Origin of the sequence: Arthrobacter ipis (assembly GCF_014694315.1) — a bacterium.
GTDB lineage: Bacteria > Actinomycetota > Actinomycetes > Actinomycetales > Micrococcaceae > Arthrobacter > Arthrobacter ipis.
In genome coordinates this window covers 398,115-415,857 of sequence record NZ_JAAOXD010000009.1, presented here as the reverse complement: position 1 = coordinate 415,857, position 17,743 = coordinate 398,115, and the positions used below count along the sequence as shown (strand labels likewise).

At 63.7% G+C, this 17,743-nt stretch carries 18 protein-coding genes and 1 pseudogene; 14 read left to right on the top strand and 5 right to left on the bottom strand.

What is annotated here, in order from left to right:
* The 7 genes and pseudogenes from G9E11_RS20645 to G9E11_RS21680 form a co-directional block, all read left to right on the top strand.
* On the top strand, window positions 1-704 hold a 704-nt coding region (locus G9E11_RS20645; protein WP_246469071.1), incomplete at its 5' end, for a phosphopantetheine-binding protein.
* On the top strand, window positions 704-1,711 hold the full coding sequence (locus G9E11_RS20640; RefSeq protein WP_190609170.1) for a TauD/TfdA family dioxygenase: 1,008 nt from the start codon (window positions 704-706) through the stop codon (window positions 1,709-1,711). The genes G9E11_RS20645 and G9E11_RS20640, both read left to right, overlap by 1 nt.
* Window positions 1,708-2,775, top strand: coding sequence for a 2,3-diaminopropionate biosynthesis protein SbnB (sbnB, locus tag G9E11_RS20635; RefSeq protein WP_190609169.1), 1,068 nt, complete (start codon window positions 1,708-1,710; stop codon window positions 2,773-2,775). The genes G9E11_RS20640 and sbnB overlap by 4 nt, the downstream gene beginning before the upstream one ends.
* Before the next feature lie 39 nt (window positions 2,776-2,814).
* Window positions 2,815-3,336, top strand: a complete 522-nt coding sequence (locus G9E11_RS20630; protein ID WP_190609168.1) for a pyridoxal-phosphate dependent enzyme — start codon at window positions 2,815-2,817, stop codon at window positions 3,334-3,336.
* A gap of 87 nt (window positions 3,337-3,423) precedes the next feature.
* On the top strand, window positions 3,424-4,593 hold the full coding sequence (locus G9E11_RS20625) for a LuxE/PaaK family acyltransferase (protein WP_190609167.1): 1,170 nt from the start codon (window positions 3,424-3,426) through the stop codon (window positions 4,591-4,593).
* The gene (locus tag G9E11_RS20620; protein ID WP_190609166.1) at window positions 4,590-5,219 is read left to right on the top strand and encodes a hypothetical protein; all 630 of its coding nucleotides are present in this window, start codon (window positions 4,590-4,592) and stop codon (window positions 5,217-5,219) included. Before G9E11_RS20625 ends, G9E11_RS20620 begins: the two co-directional genes overlap by 4 nt.
* Window positions 5,220-6,284: 1,065 nt before the next feature.
* Window positions 6,285-7,335 (top strand): annotated as a pseudogene (locus G9E11_RS21680) (Rossmann-fold NAD(P)-binding domain-containing protein).
* 514 nt (window positions 7,336-7,849) lie between these two features.
* On the opposite strand, the gene G9E11_RS20610 reads toward G9E11_RS21680, so the two are convergent.
* Complete coding sequence (locus G9E11_RS20610) at window positions 7,850-8,482, bottom strand: MBL fold metallo-hydrolase (protein WP_190609165.1); 633 nt, start codon at window positions 8,480-8,482, stop codon at window positions 7,850-7,852.
* 811 nt (window positions 8,483-9,293) lie between these two features.
* Between G9E11_RS20610 and G9E11_RS21440 the strand changes: the two genes are divergently transcribed.
* Complete coding sequence (locus G9E11_RS21440; RefSeq protein ID WP_284691199.1) at window positions 9,294-9,428, top strand: hypothetical protein; 135 nt, start codon at window positions 9,294-9,296, stop codon at window positions 9,426-9,428.
* A gap of 85 nt (window positions 9,429-9,513) precedes the next feature.
* Window positions 9,514-9,861, top strand: a complete 348-nt coding sequence (locus G9E11_RS20605) for a hypothetical protein (RefSeq protein ID WP_190609164.1) — start codon at window positions 9,514-9,516, stop codon at window positions 9,859-9,861.
* Here the strand turns inward: G9E11_RS20605 and G9E11_RS20600 are convergent.
* Window positions 9,858-10,478, bottom strand: coding sequence for a hypothetical protein (locus G9E11_RS20600; protein WP_190609163.1), 621 nt, complete (start codon window positions 10,476-10,478; stop codon window positions 9,858-9,860). The two genes, G9E11_RS20605 and G9E11_RS20600, sit on opposite strands and share 4 nt — an antisense overlap.
* 145 nt (window positions 10,479-10,623) lie before the next feature.
* On the opposite strand from G9E11_RS20600, the gene G9E11_RS21340 reads away from it, so the two are divergent.
* Window positions 10,624-10,854 carry a cysteine hydrolase family protein gene (locus tag G9E11_RS21340; protein WP_246469098.1) on the top strand — a complete coding sequence of 77 codons (231 nt, stop codon included), beginning with the start codon at window positions 10,624-10,626 and terminating at the stop codon, window positions 10,852-10,854.
* A complete protein-coding gene (locus tag G9E11_RS21335) occupies window positions 10,773-11,201 on the top strand; it encodes an isochorismatase family protein (protein WP_311764440.1) in 429 nt (142 codons plus the stop codon). The genes G9E11_RS21340 and G9E11_RS21335 overlap by 82 nt, the downstream gene beginning before the upstream one ends.
* Before the next feature lie 82 nt (window positions 11,202-11,283).
* On the opposite strand, the gene G9E11_RS20590 is transcribed toward G9E11_RS21335, so the two are convergent.
* Window positions 11,284-12,876: an IclR family transcriptional regulator gene (locus tag G9E11_RS20590; protein WP_190609162.1), complete on the bottom strand. Its 1,593-nt coding sequence runs from the start codon at window positions 12,874-12,876 to the stop codon at window positions 11,284-11,286.
* Window positions 12,877-13,034: 158 nt separating this feature from the next.
* On the opposite strand from G9E11_RS20590, the gene G9E11_RS20585 reads away from it, so the two are divergent.
* The 3 genes from G9E11_RS20585 to G9E11_RS20575 are packed head-to-tail and all read left to right on the top strand — an operon-like array spanning window position 13,035 to window position 16,024.
* On the top strand, window positions 13,035-14,348 hold the full coding sequence (locus G9E11_RS20585) for an MFS transporter (protein WP_190609161.1): 1,314 nt from the start codon (window positions 13,035-13,037) through the stop codon (window positions 14,346-14,348).
* Window positions 14,349-14,358: 10 nt separating this feature from the next.
* The gene (locus tag G9E11_RS20580; protein WP_190609160.1) at window positions 14,359-15,348 is read left to right on the top strand and encodes a hydroxyacid dehydrogenase; all 990 of its coding nucleotides are present in this window, start codon (window positions 14,359-14,361) and stop codon (window positions 15,346-15,348) included.
* 34 nt (window positions 15,349-15,382) lie between these two features.
* Window positions 15,383-16,024: an RraA family protein gene (locus tag G9E11_RS20575; protein WP_190609159.1), complete on the top strand. Its 642-nt coding sequence runs from the start codon at window positions 15,383-15,385 to the stop codon at window positions 16,022-16,024.
* A 391-nt stretch (window positions 16,025-16,415) separates the two neighbouring features.
* Here the strand turns inward: G9E11_RS20575 and G9E11_RS20570 are convergent, their stop codons facing one another.
* Together G9E11_RS20570 and G9E11_RS20565 are read right to left on the bottom strand one after the other, a co-directional pair.
* Window positions 16,416-17,183 carry an SCO1664 family protein gene (locus G9E11_RS20570; protein ID WP_190609158.1) on the bottom strand — a complete coding sequence of 256 codons (768 nt, stop codon included), beginning with the start codon at window positions 17,181-17,183 and terminating at the stop codon, window positions 16,416-16,418.
* Complete coding sequence (locus tag G9E11_RS20565; RefSeq protein ID WP_190609157.1) at window positions 17,183-17,737, bottom strand: DUF3090 domain-containing protein; 555 nt, start codon at window positions 17,735-17,737, stop codon at window positions 17,183-17,185. The genes G9E11_RS20570 and G9E11_RS20565 overlap by 1 nt, the downstream gene beginning before the upstream one ends.
* Window positions 17,738-17,743 lie beyond the last annotated feature (6 nt).

The following is a 17,743-nucleotide window of genomic DNA, read 5'->3' as shown; positions in this document are numbered from 1 at the left end:
GCAAGCTGGAGTACCTGGGCCGGCGGGACAACCAAGTCAAGATCTCCGGGTTCCGCATCGAGATCGGCGACATCGAGAACGCCCTGTTGCGGGTTCCCGGAGTCCGCGACGGCGCCGTCGTCGTCGGCGAGGGCGCCGGGCAGTCCAGGTTCCTGGTCGCGTTCTACTCCGGTACCCGGCCGCTCGAGGCCGATGACATCCGCAGCGCGATGGCTACCCGGGTACCGGGCTACATGGTTCCATCCGCGTACAGGTGGCAGGAGAACCTGCCCCTGACCGGCAACGGAAAGATCGACCGGAAGGCCCTGACCCGCATGGCGCGGGAGGTCCTCCCCGAGGCCGGCACCGCTACCGAAGCCCTCTCGGCCACCGAGCAGCGCCTCGCCCAGGCATGGGCGAGCGTGCTCGGCCTGCCGGCGGCCCGGATCGGCAGGCAGGACTCGTTCTTTGCACTGGGAGGGACCTCGCTGTCCGCGGTGAAGCTCGCCGTCCTGCTCAAGCGCGCAGTGTCGATCAAGGACATCATGCAGACGCCCATCCTGGCGGACCTGGCGGCCCTGCTCGAAGCCCCGTCCCTGGCGGACGCTGCCGTACCGCCCGCCCCGCGGCCGGCGGGAGCCCTCGCGGAGCCCGACTCCATGGCCCCGGTGGGAGGACCGGCCGGCCACTCCCACCCGCTACCCCTGAAACGAAAGGACCTCTGATGTCGACTCCTACACCCAGGACCCAGTTCGACGTCGAACGCCAAACCGGCCGGGCGCCGCTGCTCATCGTCGAGAACGGCCACGACCCCGCGCGGTGGGCCGAAGAGAACCGTGAGGCGCTGCGTGCGGCGGTGGATGAGCACGGCGCCGTCCTGGTCCGCGGCCTGGGCCTGCGCGATCCAGCCGAAGTGGCCGACGCCTTCCAGCAGCTGGCTCCAGGCGGGCTCATGCCGGACCGGGAAGCGTTCGCCGCAAGGCAGCCCTACCTGGACGGGGTGTACTCATCCCTCACCTGGCCCGCTAACCAGCCCATGTGCATGCACCACGAGCTCAGCTACGCGCTCGAGTTCCCCGGCCTGATGCTCTTCGCCTGTCTCCAGGCACCCAGCGTCGGTGGGGTGACCGGTGTGGCGGACGCCCACGCCGTGCTCGATGCCATACCCCCGGACATCGTCCGGCGCTTCGAAAACGAGGGGTGGCTGCTCGCCCGCAGCTACAACCAAGACATCGGGGCCACCTACGAGGAAGCGTTCGGCGTTTCGAACCGCGCCGACGTCGAGGAATACTGCCGCGCGCACGAAATCGAGTTCCAGTGGCAGAGCGACGGCGAGCTGCGCACCCGGCAACGGCGCCCCGCCGTGGTCCGGCACCCGGTAACCGGCCAGCGCTGCTGGTTCAACCAGGTCGCGTTCCTAAGCGAATGGACCATCGCGCCCGAGGTGCGGGAGTACCTGGTGGACGTCTACGGTCCCGACGGGCTGCCGTTCAACACCCGCTTCGGCAACGGCGAGCCGATCGGGGAGGACATCATCGCCCTCCTGAACGAGACCTACGAGACCCACACCCTCCGCACCCCGTGGGAGACCGGAGACCTCATGCTGGTCGACAACATCCGCATGGCGCACAGCCGCGAGGCCTATGAAGGACCCCGCGAAATCCTCGTCGGCATGGCCGAGCCGCGCAACATATTCGATCTCGAACCCCACGCCCAGGACGGTGCACGATGACAGCATTTGCCACTTCCCCAGCCACAACGGCCCTAGAGCCGAAGACGGTTCCCCCTTTCGCGGTCATTCCCGGGGCCCAGGTACAGCAGGTGCTCGAGGGACGGGAAAAGAAGGTCATCGAGCTGGTCGAGCAGACCTACCGCACGCACGCGGCCGGAGACTCGGTAAACCCCCCCTCCTACTTCCTGCGCTTCCCCGACCGGCCCACCTCCCGCATCATCGCCCTGCCCGCCTCGATCGGCGGACAGGTAGAGGTCGACGGCATCAAATGGGTCTCCAGCTTCCCGGACAATGTCGCCTCAGGCATACCCCGCGCCTCAGCGGTGCTGATCCTCAACGAAAAGACAACCGGGTACCCCCTGGCGTGCATGGAAGGCTCCATCATCAGCGCCTCCAGGACCGCTGCATCCGCCGCCGCGGCAGCCGACTGGCTCACCCGCGGACAAGGACGCCCACGAAGGATCGGGTTCTTCGGCGTCGGCCTCATAGCCCGCTACATCCACACCTTCCTGAACGCCGCCGACTGGTCATTCGACGAAATCGGGGTGTTCGACCTCTCCGCCGAGAGCGCAGAGGGCTTCAAGGGCTACCTCGAACGCAACGGCACCAGAGCCCGGGTCACCGTGCACCACGGCCCCGAGCAGCTGATCAGAAACAGCGACCTCCTCGTCTTCGCCACCGTGGCCGGCCAACCACACGTGCACGACACAACATGGTTCGACCACAACCCGCTGGTACTCCACGTCTCCCTGCGCGACCTCGCCCCCGAAATCCTGCTGGCATCGACCAACATCCTCGACGACGTCGACCACTGCCTGAAAGCCGGAACATCAGCCCACCTCGCCGAGCAGAAGGTCGGCCACCGGAACTTCGTGAACGGCACCCTCGCCCACGTCATGGAAGGCCGCGTCCCACTGGCGAACGACCGCCCCATCGTGTTCTCACCCTTCGGCCTGGGCGTGCTCGACCTGGCAGTAGGCAAATACGTCTACGACGAACTCGCCAGCACCGGCCAGCTCCAGGTGGTCGAGGACTTCTTTTCCGAGCTGCGTAGGTATGGCTAACGTGGAACGCTCGGACACGCGGAAGGAGGCGTATCCGGCATGGGCAGAGCGACAGGTTCAATCCGTACCTCCGGGTGCAAGTGGCTGCAGTACAACTATGGTCCCGGCTTGGTTCCGGAAGAGGGGCCAGGACCATTCGCGACGTGGCGGTACCGCCACCTCCTGCCCACGTCCGGCGGGCCGGTCCGTTATTCGCTGCCGATCGGCGGCGCGCCGCTGTTTCTGGCCCGGGCGCTGAGAGCCGCCTTGGGGACACCGTCCCTGTGGGTTAAGGATGAGACCTGCGGCTCGACGGCGTCGAACAAAGACCGGGCTACGGCGCTGGTGATTGAGGACGGGTTGCGGCACGGACTGGACACCATCACGACGGCTTCGACGGGCAACACCGGAGTTGCGAGGGCGTTCGCGGCGGCAGTTGCGGGAATGCGCGCATCCATCTTTGTATCGATCGATTGTCAGGAGGACAAACTCGCACTGATGACTCAGGCCGGGGCATGGGTGTTCCAAGTGCCTGATGGTTACGCGGCCGCTGTCGACGGCAAACGGCCGGACCACCGATGACTACGATGCCAGCGCGCGTGCTGCCAATCCAGTTCCACCAATTCGTGCCCATCTGGGCGACGACCGAGCAAACCGAGGAGTGACAGAATGCTCTCCCTACCGCAGATGCTGGGGAATGTGTCCAAGGCATACGTCCAGTCGCCTGATGACTGGGCACGGTCGGTCACCGATGTCCTGCGGGACGCCGCGATCTACCACCAGGCCGGAAACGGCTTCTACCGCGCCCAGTGTGACGCGTTGGGAGTCGATCCCGCCGCGATCAACGACATCAACGACCTGCAAGACCTGCCATTATTGCCGGTCGGCATGTTCAAGCGTCCCGACGCCCAGGTGCTGCTCACCTGCTCCCTGGCCGACGTCGAGACCGAAACCCGCTCCAGCGGAACCCGCGGTGTCCCGTCCGTCGCCCCCCGCAACAGCGAGACGTTGACGCTGGCGCTCATCGGCCTGATCGGGACCTACCGGGAGTTCTTCAACCTGTCCGGGGGCGCGGGACTTTTCCTGAACCCGTCGGACCCCGAAGCCTCGGAGATGGGACTGCTCAAGGACTTGAACATCCTGAACAGCGTCTTCGACCACCACACATATCTCGTTGCCGGTCAGGCGTTCGACGCCGGGGAGGCCCTGGAGCACCTGCGCCGGTGGGAGGGGCATATGACACGCCACATCGTCAGTCCGCCGTTCCTCATCGGCCGGCTCCTCCGGTTCCTTGAACGGGAGAACATCAATGTGCGCTTGGACCCGTACAGCATGATCATCACTCTTGGCGGCTGGAAGCGGCACACGGCCGAGGCCATCCCTGACGAAGGCTTCCGGGAGCGGTGCCACGACTTGCTCGGCGTGCGCGCGGTGAACGTGCGCGACATGTACGGGATGATCGAGTCGAACATGCTCGCTGTTGAATGCCACCTGCATCGCAAACACGTTCCGCCGTGGTGCTACATCTCCATCCGGGACCCTGGCCAGAGCGGCAAGGAGCTCGCCCCGGGGGAGACCGGCACCATCGCCGTACTGGACGCCCTCAGCACCAGCTACCCCGGTTTCCTCCTCACCGATGACATGGGCGAGGTCGAGACCGGCACCTGCGGTTGCGGCAGAACCGGCCAGGTCATAAACTTCCGCCGCCGGGGACAGAGCGGCGGGCTGGGCGACTGCCCCGTCAGCATCGAGCGCTACCTCGGGTCGGGCACAACCGCCGAGCCTGAGGTGGCGGCACCGCAGGGCCGTGTCACGGTGATGGAAGGGACAGGCCCATGAAAGCGGCGTCATCCATCGCCGGAACCCGCCCGTTCCTGAGTACGGCCACCGCCCAGCAGGAACCGGTACTGACGGTGGTCAGTCAGATGCATGACGTGACGACCGGCAGCAGCATGCCGCCCGCAGTGCAGACCGATCCGGCTGCGAATGTGCGGGCCGGCGTTACAGTCTATTTTCTGGGCGGCGAGCAGAACCTGCTCTACGTCGAGGTCAACGGGCAGTGGGTGGAATACGTCAAGTCCGCCCCGCCAGCGGAACCTGAGCCCCGAAACCACACCCAGCCTGGCCCTGAGCACTGGGCAGGTTATACCTGCCACAGTCCCGACGAAATGACGCGGGACCGCAAGCAACGGGTTTACTACGACCCGGCCGCTAGGCCGGACCTGTTTCCCGCTTTTCATGGGCAGCCGCCCACCCTGCCCCTGCCGGTCTTGAAGTTGACCGGCGACTCGGAGGACCCTGCACCGTGGCTCGACCCCGACACCGGGGAGCGGTTCTCCTCAGAGCGGGCCAGCCTGGTCCTGAGACTCCTGGGCTACTGCCCCCGAAAGTCGGTCACGACTCCCGCTCTTTGGGAACACACTGCTCGTTCACACGGAGGTTCCAGTTTTGGAAAAATAGCCTGATAACAGCGGCGTCCCGTCAGCGAGGCCCTCTGACAGCGCCGCCCGAAGCCCAGAGGTGGTTGAGCGCAGTGCATTCTGCAGAAGGTCACGGAAGCAGTCGGCACGTGGAGGACCCGCTCCGCGTGGTCCTCCACGTCGCGGAGACTGTGCTGCAGTTTCTGCGTCCGGCGCGAATTCGTCGTCAAACCCCTCATTGAGCTGCTGCATCATGACTGGCCAGCGGATGGATGGCCCGCTGGCACTGGATGACCTCGCGGGCGAGTTCATAGATGCGGCAGGGGACGCCGCCGCTCGGCACGATCCGGACGAATGCATCGCGGACGGTGATATCCCTCCCCGTCGCATTGTGCAGGCACTCTTTCCCGAATCCGCACCGTGGCTGTTCGATGCCCTCTGCGCGGTGAGGTTCGGGTCATGCCCGATTCGACTGTCTCGTCTAGGAGAAGTTCGAAGGAGGCCGCAACGCTATGACGCTCATTGCCCCATCCCTCGGCTTGCTCCGGACAGAAGAGCCCGACCAAGGTCGTGCGTCGATTCCGGCTCTGCCAGGGAACGTCGCCACAGTGGGGGAATGGCGGCCGGCGATGGTGAGGGGGTTTCCACGTCCGGAGGGACCGTCGCGTATGGATGAGTTGGGGCTCAAAAGGCTCACGAAAGAGGGTGTGGACAGTGTCCGCACCCTAGGCTCCGGATTCGATTGTACCGGCCTCGTTCTGGGCCGGACCGGGAGGTTTCGGGGGAGTGGCGGGGTTTCAAGGGGTGGCGCCCGGTTCGAGTCCCACCTCGGACACGTGTTTTCTCTGTTCAGGGGCTTTTTAGCCTCTGAGTGTGCACAAGTTGTTCACCTGTGGGCTCCTGTTTATGGATATCCGTGCCTTGGACAGCATGACTCGGAGTTAGCCAAAGGGGCGGGAGTACTCGCAGCTACGTTGCGTTGACCTTGGCACTAGCGCTCGAAGGGTCAGAACGGAGGCGGCTGAACATGATTTCTCCGTGGGTCGGCCCGTCTTCGCCGGGAGCGGAACGCTCTGTCCGCTATCAACCCGAGCGCCGCAGCGTGGCCGTGTGCGCATCCTGGTCCTTGGCGGCACTGCTTTCCTGTCAGCAGAAATCGCACGGCAGGCGGTTGCCTCCGGGCACAATGTCACCTGTCTTGCGCGCGTCACGTCCGTGAACCCGCCGACGGCGTTGCCTGGATCCGTGCCGCCCGCGCCGTGGGTGCCGCGGCCTACGCGGAACTCGACGGCGGCTGGGACTCGGTAGTTGACGTGCCACAGGATCCTGTGAAGGCGCGGGACCGTTGGTAGTAATGGGGGCCGGCGCCCCGCATTGGACGTTCGTCTCGAGTTGCTCCGTTTACGCGGACCATTGGGTTCCCGGGGCCGATGAGGGCGCCGCACTCCTTGAGCCCTTGCCCGAGGGCGAAGCGGGCACTCCGGAGACCTATGGTGAATCGAAATCGGCCATCGAGCAACTGACCTTCGGCCTGGTGGGGGACAAGGCTGACATTGTCAGGGCAGGGCTCATCGGAGGTCCGGGAGACGGTTCGGACCGCTACGGATACTGGCCTGCCCGCTTTGCGGCGGCCACCACGGATCCGGTCCTGGTGCCGGAGATACCCGGCGACGCGACTCAGATCATCGATGTCCGGGATCTTGCCGCCTGGATTATCCAAGCGGCCGAAGCCGGACTGACGGGGCCTACAATGCGCTGGTCGAACGTTGTGCCGTTCGGGGAGTACCTTGCCGAGTCGCAACGAGTGGCCCGCGCGACGGCTGACGGGGGGTGAGCCGGCTGAGAGGGGTGTGCACACTGAGGCGGGGATGCAGGAGGAGCCCGTATGGGCTGACCCTGAGTGGCTTCATGCCACGGCGTTCAATTATTGGGCCGGGCCCGACTCACCCCCCCTGTGGCTGCCACCGGACTACGAGGGACACTCGACGCGGTCAAACCGGGCAGCGAGGGAACGCGGCTTGTCCCTGCGCCCGTGGCACGAAACGCTTCTGGCAACCCTGGAGGATGAGCGTCAGCGTGGCTTGGACAGGGAGCGTAAACCGGCCTGGGCCGCGAAACCGAACGCAGGCTCGTGGCACTTTGGCGAGGGCAACAGCGTTAGGCTGCGTACGTCGTGGTGCTTGATTCGTGCAGCACCGGGAAGTTGAACTTGGCAACAGACAGGAAATGCCCAACGGAGGACTCAATGTCGTTACCCAAGGAATTAATTCCCGACTCAATGGAGCTTACGGCGCGCGAGGCCTTCCGTCTTATGCCTAACTTCATATGGAAATTCGCTCTAGGGCAGGCGACGACCTCATTACTCTGCGAGGCGACACGGATCTCGAGTCCAACGGTCAACCAACCGACCAAGCTGCTTGGGAGGACTGGCTGGAGAGCACAAGCGGATCAAATCAGGGCAATTCCCACATGGCTGGATCTGATCACCAACAGAGGCGCGGGTAGAGGCCCGCATTTCCATGCCTGCTACTCAGCGTCAGATGAGCGAATCTCTCCTTTAGCGACAGCCTAGATCAACGCCGATAATGGTGATTCCGTCAGCTGGCGCAGTTGGAGCCAAGTGGTTCCGCTTCAACATCTAGGTCGCCCGGATGACAATTTTCCGCGGTGGTGGTTCACCGAGAGGCTGTGGCTTCGGGTTTCCATGGCTTGTGCTCGTGCGCGAGCCAAACCATTTCAGGGTTCAGAGAGCGCACCAGTCGCTGTCCCTCTGTGCGGGGGTTCTCGAGTTCGTCGAACCAGACTGCTGTGTCTCCAGCGATAATAGTCGGGCGGTGGTCTCCGTCGATGACAATAATCTGTGAGCCCCGGGTGTGTCCTGGTGCCGAGAGGAGTCGCAGGCCGGGGAGCAGTTCGAACTCGCCATCTACCGGTACGTAGTGCGTCCCGGGCGCGTCCTCCCATTCGGGGATGGTGTAGTCATTCTGGTTGCGGGCGTCGTCGAGTTCCTGCCGCTGGACGTAGATGGGCTTGCCCGCGAAGAGGTGGTTGCCTCCGCAGTGGTCGAAGTGCAGGTGGGTGTTGACGATGATGTCGACACCTCGGATGTCGAAGTCCTGCTCGTTCAAGGGGAAAATGCGGGGATCCATATCGGCGACCGCCGGATGAAGCTCAGTCATGCCGGTGTCAATCAGCACACGCGCTTCGGGGTGGTCAATGATATGCACGTAGACGGGCATCGGCTCGCCTTCGGCAAGCAGTTCGGCCACACGAACGGCGGTGACGGGGATTGCAGCGGCTGAATTCATTTTCTACCTCAGTTCCACATGATGGTCTTTGACATGTCCCGGGAGCAATAAACCGTCCGGGCGAAGGCGGGGCGTCTGCTGCTTGAAAAACAGGGACCAGGCCCTGGCCCGGCGCACTCCAGTATTGCACCGCTCCCCAAGCCACCTTAAGGCCCTGACAACCGGCGTTTCGTCAATTAGACGGCGCCTCCAGGAAGTGCGCCGGTGCTGGCAGGAGTTCGGCCATACCGGTTCAACGCGCAACTTTAATGGGATCTTGGCCTAGGCGGAGCGCTGCCATTCGCGAGATCAGCTGCTGTAATCCGCGCCATGGCACGGCGGGGCGAGGTGACGTACTTGATGGGGCGGAGAGTCGGTAGAAGCGGAAGAGGAAGAGCGCGACCACCTGGTCAACCGGGGCCGGCCGGTCGTTCTGAAGCGGCGCGCCCCTGGTGGGCAGGTATCTTCAGCAGCCGGATAAATGCGTCAGGGCTGATGCGCGAAGACTGAGGCTCACGCGGTCTGAGCCGGGCGCTTTTCACCGTCTAATCGGCTTGCGGAAAGTTAGGAACCCTGAAGCAAAAAAAGCAGTACCTTGTGATTCAGCCACACCTTGTTGCATTAAGTTTTACGATAACAAGCTTTAGCCGAAAGAGACTCGAAAGGGTTCATCGCTCAAAACCCTGAAAGACTGCCTAACGGAGCCGCTCAACCTCTCTCGGCCTTTGCTGCCGCGGCGCGGCCCACCGAGACGGCACTTCTGCTGGACTGGCTAAAAAAATAAAAGTGGGTATGGTATCGGGTAACGCAAGCGAAGAAAGGCGTGATTCCGATGTCCGGAAAATCCCCCAAAAGCGGCACCGCTAAAAAAGAAGGCAAGTCCGTTCTAGAAAAACGGGCCGAAAAGAGAACCAAAAATGAAAACAGCGAACTCAACTTTGTAAAACCGCGCAAAAACCAGCGCTGACATGCCAGCGGGCGGCCAGTTCCGGGACTCCTAGCCCGGCCGGCCGCCCGCTCCACGGTGCGAACCTCGTTTCAAGGACTTGATCATGGATACCCTCTGTTACGCCCTCGTTGTCCCGGCCCGCCTCGCCCGCCCGGTGCACATCAAAGCTGTTGAACTGGACTTGACAGCACTTCAGCGGATGGTCACCGGGGAGGCCGGCGTCCTCGCCGGCCGAGACTGGCACGTCTACCTGGACAGGGAAGCGGACCGGGTCGCCGCCCAAAACCTCCGTGCCCAAGTACTCATCCGCGAAGCCGGCATCAATGTCGAGGAAACCCTCCACGGCACCGCCCTGTTCCTGGGCCACGGAAGTCCCGGTGAAGAGGCCGACGTGCCCCGCCACCTGATCAGGCTTGCCGAGCAACTGTTCGACCTGCCGCTCGCCGCCTAAGCAGAGTGGCACACAGGGACGCGGTGGAGGGCACTTGCTTTTAGGGACGTCCCACCCGAGGTCGAGGGAACGTCGATCCGGGAACTGGCGCGCAAGCACCACGTGGCGAGAAAGACCGTCCGGAAGGCTTTGAATTCCCCGCTGCCGCCGGAGCGTAAGATCCGGGAGCGGAGGTATGGGTGCTGGGGTCCTCTCCGTAATCCGCGCAGCTGGCCGGGCAGCTCGGCCGACCGTATGCGTTCGCGTTGCAGTTCGGCGACGCTGACATCGACGCCGCCATGAGTCTGTAACGTGAGAGCTTCCGGCCGGCCGACGTGCTCGCCGAGCCCCACACCCTCGTCGCGTGCCCGGGGGTGATTAGCGACGACCCGGCTGAGGCCAAAAGGCAGGCGATGCCGTCGGCGATGGCGATGCTGCGCATGTTCAAAGGTGGGGGTTACCTGCTCCTGCCTCCGGATGAGGTCGAGGCGTATCCGGCCACGGTCCAGGATCGGTAGATCCTCGACGCCCACACCAACCGCAGTTTTCATGGCACCGCCGCTACTGTCGCCGACCGTCGCGAGGTCCTGCACCAGCGCACTGGTATCGATGAGGTGATGCTCGTCGTGGGCGGCCATTCGGCAATCCTCGACCATTATGGAATCGCACTGATCGCCGAGCACTAAGCGCTCCCATACCTGCGAGCCCCGCTACTGCCCGCCGCGCTGTAGCGCACCTACCAACTTTTCACAGGTTCACAATCACCCCTTGAAGGAGAACCCCATGACCAAACCACGGAGAGCCTTGATGGTCATCGACTCCCAACAGGAATACTTCGACGGCCTGCTCCAAATTCAATACCCGGCCCGCGACGAATCCATTGCCAGCATCGAGACCGCGATCAACATCGCCCAGCAGAACGGACGCCTGTCGTGCTCGTCCAGCACGAACTCCCGGCCGAAGCAACGGTGTTCGCATCCGGGTCGGTGGCCTGGCAGAACCATCCAGAAGTGACTGCCCACGAGAACGCCGCAGCCAAGCGCATCAGCAAGCAGTTCTCTAGCATCTTCGCCGACACTGACCTCGAATCCTGGCTGCGTGAACAGGGCATCGACACGGTCACCCTCGTTGGTTACATGACGAACAACTGCGTGATCGCCTCCGCCGCGGCCGCCGAGCCCCTCGGCTTCGCCGTCGTAGTCATCTCCGACGCGACCGGAGCAATCGACCTCGCCAACGACGCCGGCGCCGCGTTAGCACGAGCGGTTCACGAGACCCTCATGGTATTGCTGCACTCAAACTGGGCCGCCGTTCCGACACCACATTCTGGACCACAGCACTTGGTGCAGGCACGCGGCTGACCAAGAGGGACCTCATCACCTCCGCGGAACAAGGCCGCACCACCCGGTAGAAAACCGGCCGGAGGGAGGGACTGTCCGATTGCTAGGTAGCAGGGGCCGGTATCTTCATTGCGCTAGGGGTGATTGCTGCGTGGTCGTGGCTTGAACGGATTGCCTTTGGACTTTTCACGGAAAGGAGACGTGAGAGGTTGCTGGCGGTCGCGACGACGGCGTCGGTTAGTTCGGCAGCGGGAGTACCGGCGACCCGGTGGTTGGGGACGGTGACGGCAACAGAACCTGCGATGGCGTCGTCGATGAAAAACGGGGCAGCGATGCCGCGGGCGTCGGGGACCCTTTCGCTGTCGGTGGCCGCCCATCCCTGGGAGCGGATGGTCTTGAGTTCCTCTAGTCCGACGGCCGGCTCTGCATTGAGACCCGCGCTGGCGTTCTCTGGCAGGTGGGCGAGGATTACCTTGCCGGCCGCCCCGGCTGTTAGGGGAATTTCGGATCCTTCTTCCAGTACGTATCGAACGTTCCTGGCACCGGCCCGCGTCCTGGCGATGTGTGCTCGTCCATTGCCGGCGTCGTAGAGGGCGAGGGTTGTGGTCTCACCAGTAATTTCGCTGAGGGCCTGAAGGTCTTCGTCGACAATTTCCGATAGATCGTGGTTTTTGCTGATGGACGCGGACCACCGCAGCAGAGTGGGGCCTATTGTCCACGCTCCGTCGTCCAGCCTAATCATCACGCCCACGTCGCAGGCCGATTCTGCGAGCCTGCGTGTGGCTACGGACCGTGTTCCCCAGAGCGAAGCCAGGTCGGTGAGTTTCAGTTCGGCCAGGGGTTCGGCGCAGAAGAACGTGAGGGCCGCGTTAATCCGCTGAATGAGCGAGTTGGACGCGGCTGCGGGAACGCCGGCCCCGGCAGCTGAACTGCGTTTTCGGCTTTTGAGGAGTGATTCAAGCTTGTCTGCAGCTTCTTGGAGCTTCTCTGCACCGGGCCCAATGTCTTCCTCTTTGAACTCATTGCGGGGCCTGGACAGGGAGAGGGATCCTAAGAGGTGTTCATTGATGGTGAAGGGGACCGCGATACCGGCGGCGTCGGGTATGTGTTGCCCGATGCTGACGACGGCACCGATGGACGCGTAGCTCTGCAGTGCGTTTTCGATGCGGGTGCGGCTATCGAGTGATTCTTCCGTGTACGTCTTCAGTTCCTCGGGCAGTCCTGCTGTCCCGCGCCGGACCAGAATTGCCGTTCCCAAGGCGCCGGCGTGGGTGGGCACGCTGGTTCCTGGCGAGAGGGTATACCTCACGGGGGCGTCGGGTTCCAAGGAGGCCAGGACGAAGCACTCTTCCGGGTTTCCCTTTTCGACGGCCATCAGTGCGGTAGCACCGGAGGCCCGGGAGAGGCCGGCGAGGATACGGGTCCCCTCGGTGAAGAGGGGGTGTCGCTTTTGGAGTTCAGCGGAGAGAACTTTCAACCGGGGCCCGAGGATGTACGCGCCGCTTGGGTCGCGCGAGACCAGGCGTTCCTCAACCAGGCGGGCAAGGACGCGGTTCACCGTGCTCCGGCTCGCCCCCAGCTCGTCGGCGAGTTCTCGGACACCCCAGCCGAAACCGGCACGTCCGATGATGGCCTCGATGATAGCCACAACTTCTTTCGAGCCGTCCCGCTGCGCTGCCTGGTCACCCTGGTCCATACCAGCAGTATTTCATGATCGGTCTCCTGCTTTCCGGGGCGCCCGCACTCACTGCGCCTGCCGCTTGACAGTGGTGCGGAACACAGGCATTCTATTAATCAATCCCCGTTAATGAGACAGTGTCCCATTTTTCTAATCTTAGACAGAGAGGTCTTCGAATGTCCACACCCACCATTGCCACTCCGGACCTGGAGCGGCGCGCCAAAGCGAAGAAGGCCACCGGCGTTGCCGCCTTCGGAACGTTCATCGAGTACTACGACTTCAGCGTGTACGGCTACGTGGCCGCGACGCTGGCCACGGTGTTCTTCCCGGGTGATGACCCGGTGATGTCGCTGCTGAACACCTTGCTGGTGTTCGGCTCGGCCTTCGTGGTCCGACCCGTGGGCGCAGTTTTCTTCGGCCGCCTGGGCGATCGCCGCGGCCGCCGTCTGAGCCTGATCGCGAGCATCACCTGCATGGGTGTCGCGGCCACGCTGACCGGCCTGCTGCCGGGCTATGCGCAGATCGGCATTCTGGCGCCGATCCTGCTGGTGGTGCTGCGCATGCTCCAGGGATTCTCCACTGGTGGCGAGATCGGCGGCGCCGCGGCGTACATCCGCGAGTGGGCCGAGCCGAAGCGCCGTTCGCTGTATGTCTCGATGATCCCCTCCATCGCCCAACTGGGTAAGGGCCTAGCGGCCGGCCTGGCGGCCCTCGCTGCCGCAGCCATGCCCGCGGCAGCAATGTCAGAGTGGGGCTGGCGGATCCCGTTCCTGCTCGCTCTTCCGCTGGGCATTCTCTGTCTCATCCTGCGCCTCAAGATCGAAGACAGCCCCGAGTTCACGGCTATCAAAACAAAGGACAGCACCTCGGAGAAGCCCTTCCGGGAAGTCCTGAGCAAGTACCCGAAGGCCCTGGCCAAGGTCACCACCATCTCCCTCGTCCAGAACCTCGGCACCTACATCGGGACCGTGTTCGTCGCCGTCTACTTCAGCGAAGTCCTCGGCTTCAAAAAGAGCGAAGCAGCCACCATCGTCCTCCTCGCCGTCTTGTTCGCCGCGTTCCTGATTCCCTTCGCCGGGCAACTCGGTGACCGCATTGGTGGCCGCAAAGTCCTCATTTGGTCTTACATCGCTTACGTCGTTATTTCCATTCCCTCGTTCGCGCTGATGAACCAGCACTCCTTCGGTCTGGCGCTGCTCGGGCTCGGTCTGGGCATCATCCCCTACGCCCTCTGCCAGGCCGGGACCTACGGTTCCATGCTCGAGTTCTACCCCACTCGCATCCGGCACACCGGTGTTGCCTTCGGCCACAGCGTCGGCGCGGTCATCGGTGGCGGAGCCGGCCCCTACTTCGCCACCTGGCTAATCGACCTCAGCGGCAACACCTTCATCCCCGCCTTCGTGCTGGTGGGCGCCGGACTCGTCGGGCTCCTCGTCGTAGGACTCACGGTCAAGGCCAACACCGACCCTTCCTCCCACCTCTACCGTTAGGCACCACACCGTGACCGCGATTTACATCTCTGACGTCATCCACGAAAACGTCATGCGGGACATCCGCAAGAACGCGCTGGTGCACGTCGGCTACGGGCCCAGCAAAGTGAACTACCTTGACGTCTGTGACACCATCGACGGCGTCATCCTGCGGGCCGAAATCTTCACCCGCGACATGATCGAAGCCTCCCCCCGCCTGAAGATCATCGCCCGGCACGGAGTCGGCACCGACAACGTGGACCTGGCGGCAGCATCCGAAAACGGCGTCTGGGTCACCAGCACCCCCGGCTCGAACAGCAACGCCGTCGCCGAACACGTCTTCGCCCTCCTGCTCTCCCTCACACGCCAGATCGTGCCAGCAGCAAACCGCGTCCTCGCCGGAAACTGGGCAGAAGGCCGCGGCGACCTGGTCGGCTTCGAACTGTCCGGCCGCACCCTCGGCATCGTCGGTTTCGGCGCGATCGGCAAACGCGTCGCGGCCATCGCCAAATCCTTCGGAATGCGCATCCTGGCCTCAGACCCGATCGCCGCGGCTCAAGACGCAGCCGCAGCCGGAGCAGACCTGGTGGAACTGGACACCCTTTACGACGGGGCGGACATCATCACTTTGCACGCCCCGCTGCTTCCGAGTACCCGGCACATGATCAGTGCCCGCGAACTGGGCCTGATGAAGAAGACCGCGGTTGTCATCAATACCTCCCGCGGCGGGCTCATCGATGAAGACGCCCTCGTCCAGGCCCTGCTGAATGGAGACATCGCCGGCGCAGCCATGGACGTGCTGGAAGCCGAAGGCATCGACATGAAGAACCCGCTGGCTCAGAACCGCATTCAGCTCAGCGAGGTGCCGAACCTGCTCGTCACCCCGCACATTGCAGGCCAGACGCAGGAAGCGTTCCTCGAAGCGGGAACCAAATCTTGGGCTGAAGTGCAGGCAGTACTCGCCGGTGACACACCCGCTTTCCCCCTCAACGCCAAAGACCTCCGCAAGCTCGTCGCATAGCGGCGGCCTAAACCCCAGGCAAGGAACCAATCCCGTGTATATCAAAGCCTCCGCCAAGAACATCACCGTCTACCCCGAGTGGCCCCGCCCCGCGCAGGACCTCGTCCAGTCCCTCGCGGGCTACCCACCAGCGCTTATCGGCGATGTTCGCAAACGCCTGGACATGATGTCCGCCGAAATCCGCTGCCTCACCCCCGGGGCACGTCTCGCCGGCTCCGTCCTTCCCATCCAGGTCTGGGAAGGCGACAACCTCGCCATCCACCGCGGCCTTGACGAGGCCAAGCCCGGCGACGTGCTCGTCATCTCCGGCAACGGCGTCACCAACCGGTCAGTCTTCGGTGGCATCCTCGCCGACATCTGCCTCCACAAAGGCGTCACCGGCGTCATCATCGACGGCGCCGTCCGCGATATCGAGGAAGTGACCCAGATGGGCCTGCCCGTCTTCGCCCGCGCCGTCGTCCCCGCCGGCCCCTCCAAAAACGGGCCCGGCAACGTCGGCAAACCCGTCGCCTGCGGCAACGTCGTCTGTAACCCCGGTGACGTGGTTGTCGGCGACCAGGACGGCATCGTCGTCATCCCCCAATCGGAACTGAATGAAACGCTGCGGTCCCTCCCGGCACAGGAAGACATCGAACGCCAGATCCGATCCCGCATCCGAGAAGCTGCCACGACCTAAAACCGCCCACCCTTTCAACACCACAAGAGTGGTGGCAGCCAACACCTGGCCGCCACCACTCTTGGCCCATACCCGGAAAGCCCATCACACTAAACCGAGCCACCACGCACTCACGTTGAATGGAGCCTGCTAATCGACGCCCTAGTGGAAATCCGCCACAACGGATGTTCTGCTTACTCATGGCGCGTCCGGGGGAGGGCGACATGACTCGTGCCAATCTCTAGGGGATCGGTGCCGGCGGGCTCCCACGATCGGTCTGACGCGGGTTACAGTGCCCGACGGGGAGCTGACACCGTCCTGCATGTGGCCCATGCTGCTCACCGCCTAGCTCCGTCAGTACCTTAAGATCCCTGCCGTGACAGAGCCTGCGAGGCCTGCAGCCGTAATTCCCTTAGAACAGCGGCCAGGGCACGGCCGGCATCTCACCGCCCGGAGCCGGAAACCGCCCTGCCCAGTGCAACCGGGCACAGCGCGCGGCGAGCGAAGCGATTTCGTCGGCGCTGAGCAAGTCCGCTAGGTTTCGGCCCAGCTCACCGTGCAGTCCTTCGCTGACACGGCTGATGCCGTCGCGTTCATCGGTGGTCAGAGCGTCTCCCAGCCACCCCCACAGCATCGTGCGCAGCTTGGGGTCACGGTGAAAGGTAAGCCCGTGGTCCACGCCGTGCCGGTGTCCGTCTGGCATGGAAAGAATGTGGTCGCCTTTGCGGTCGGCGTTGTTGACGACCACGTCGAACACCGCCATGCGTCTGAGCGCTTGCGAGTCTTCGTGAACGAGGGCGACCATCCGTCCGTTCTCATCTCGTCCCTCGAGAACGTGTTTCCAGCCCGTCTCCGGCACGTGGTCCGGCGCCATCAGGTTCACGGCGCTTTGGGCGGGGTCTTGCTCCTGCCAGAGCTGCACCATTCCTTCGCCCATCGGACCATCGCGCAGCCAGGTGTGCGGCACGACATCCCAGCCGAAGAGCTGAGAGACGAGGTAGGCGGCGACCTCCCGGTGAGCCAGGGTGCCGTGGGGAAAATCCCACAGCGGACTTTCGCCTGCTATCGGCTTATAGACGACCACCACTTCGCCGATGCTGCCCAGAAATGTAGCGTTTGAAGCCGTCGTGATGCGGCCAGTGAGCGTCAGCTCGGCGGTCACGAGGTCCGGCGCTGGCATCAGACCTCGGGAAGGGTGCAGGTGTGCCCGTCGGCGTCTATGGGGTAGCCGCAGAGCGAGCAGATCGGACGCCCGGCGCCCACGACCTCACGGGTGCGCTTGGCGAATGCGCGGGCAGTGCCGACCGGCATCCGCACCAGCAGCATTTCGGTCTCGTTAGCGCCGTTCTCATCAAGGGATTCGTCGTTGTCATCAGCATCGACATCGGTGATGGGGTAGGCCTCTATAACGACCTGCGCCGTCGTTGGGTCCCAACCCAAGCTCATGGCGCCGGTCCGAAACTGCTCCTGAACGGCCTCGAGCTGGTCATTGTCGACAAGTTCAATGGGTGTACTCGTGGGAACGCTGAAGGGGTTGCCCTCGACGGTGATGAGCTGGTCGAGAATTTCGTCGATCTTTTCCGCGAGCAGGGCCGACTGTTGCTTCTCCAGGGCAATGCTCACGATCTGCGTCCCCGCGCGCACCTGCAGGTAGAACGTGCGGGCCCCCGGAAGGCCAATGGTGCCAACGACGACCCGATCGGGCCAGGCAAACTCGTGAACAAGTGTAGGCATGTCAGT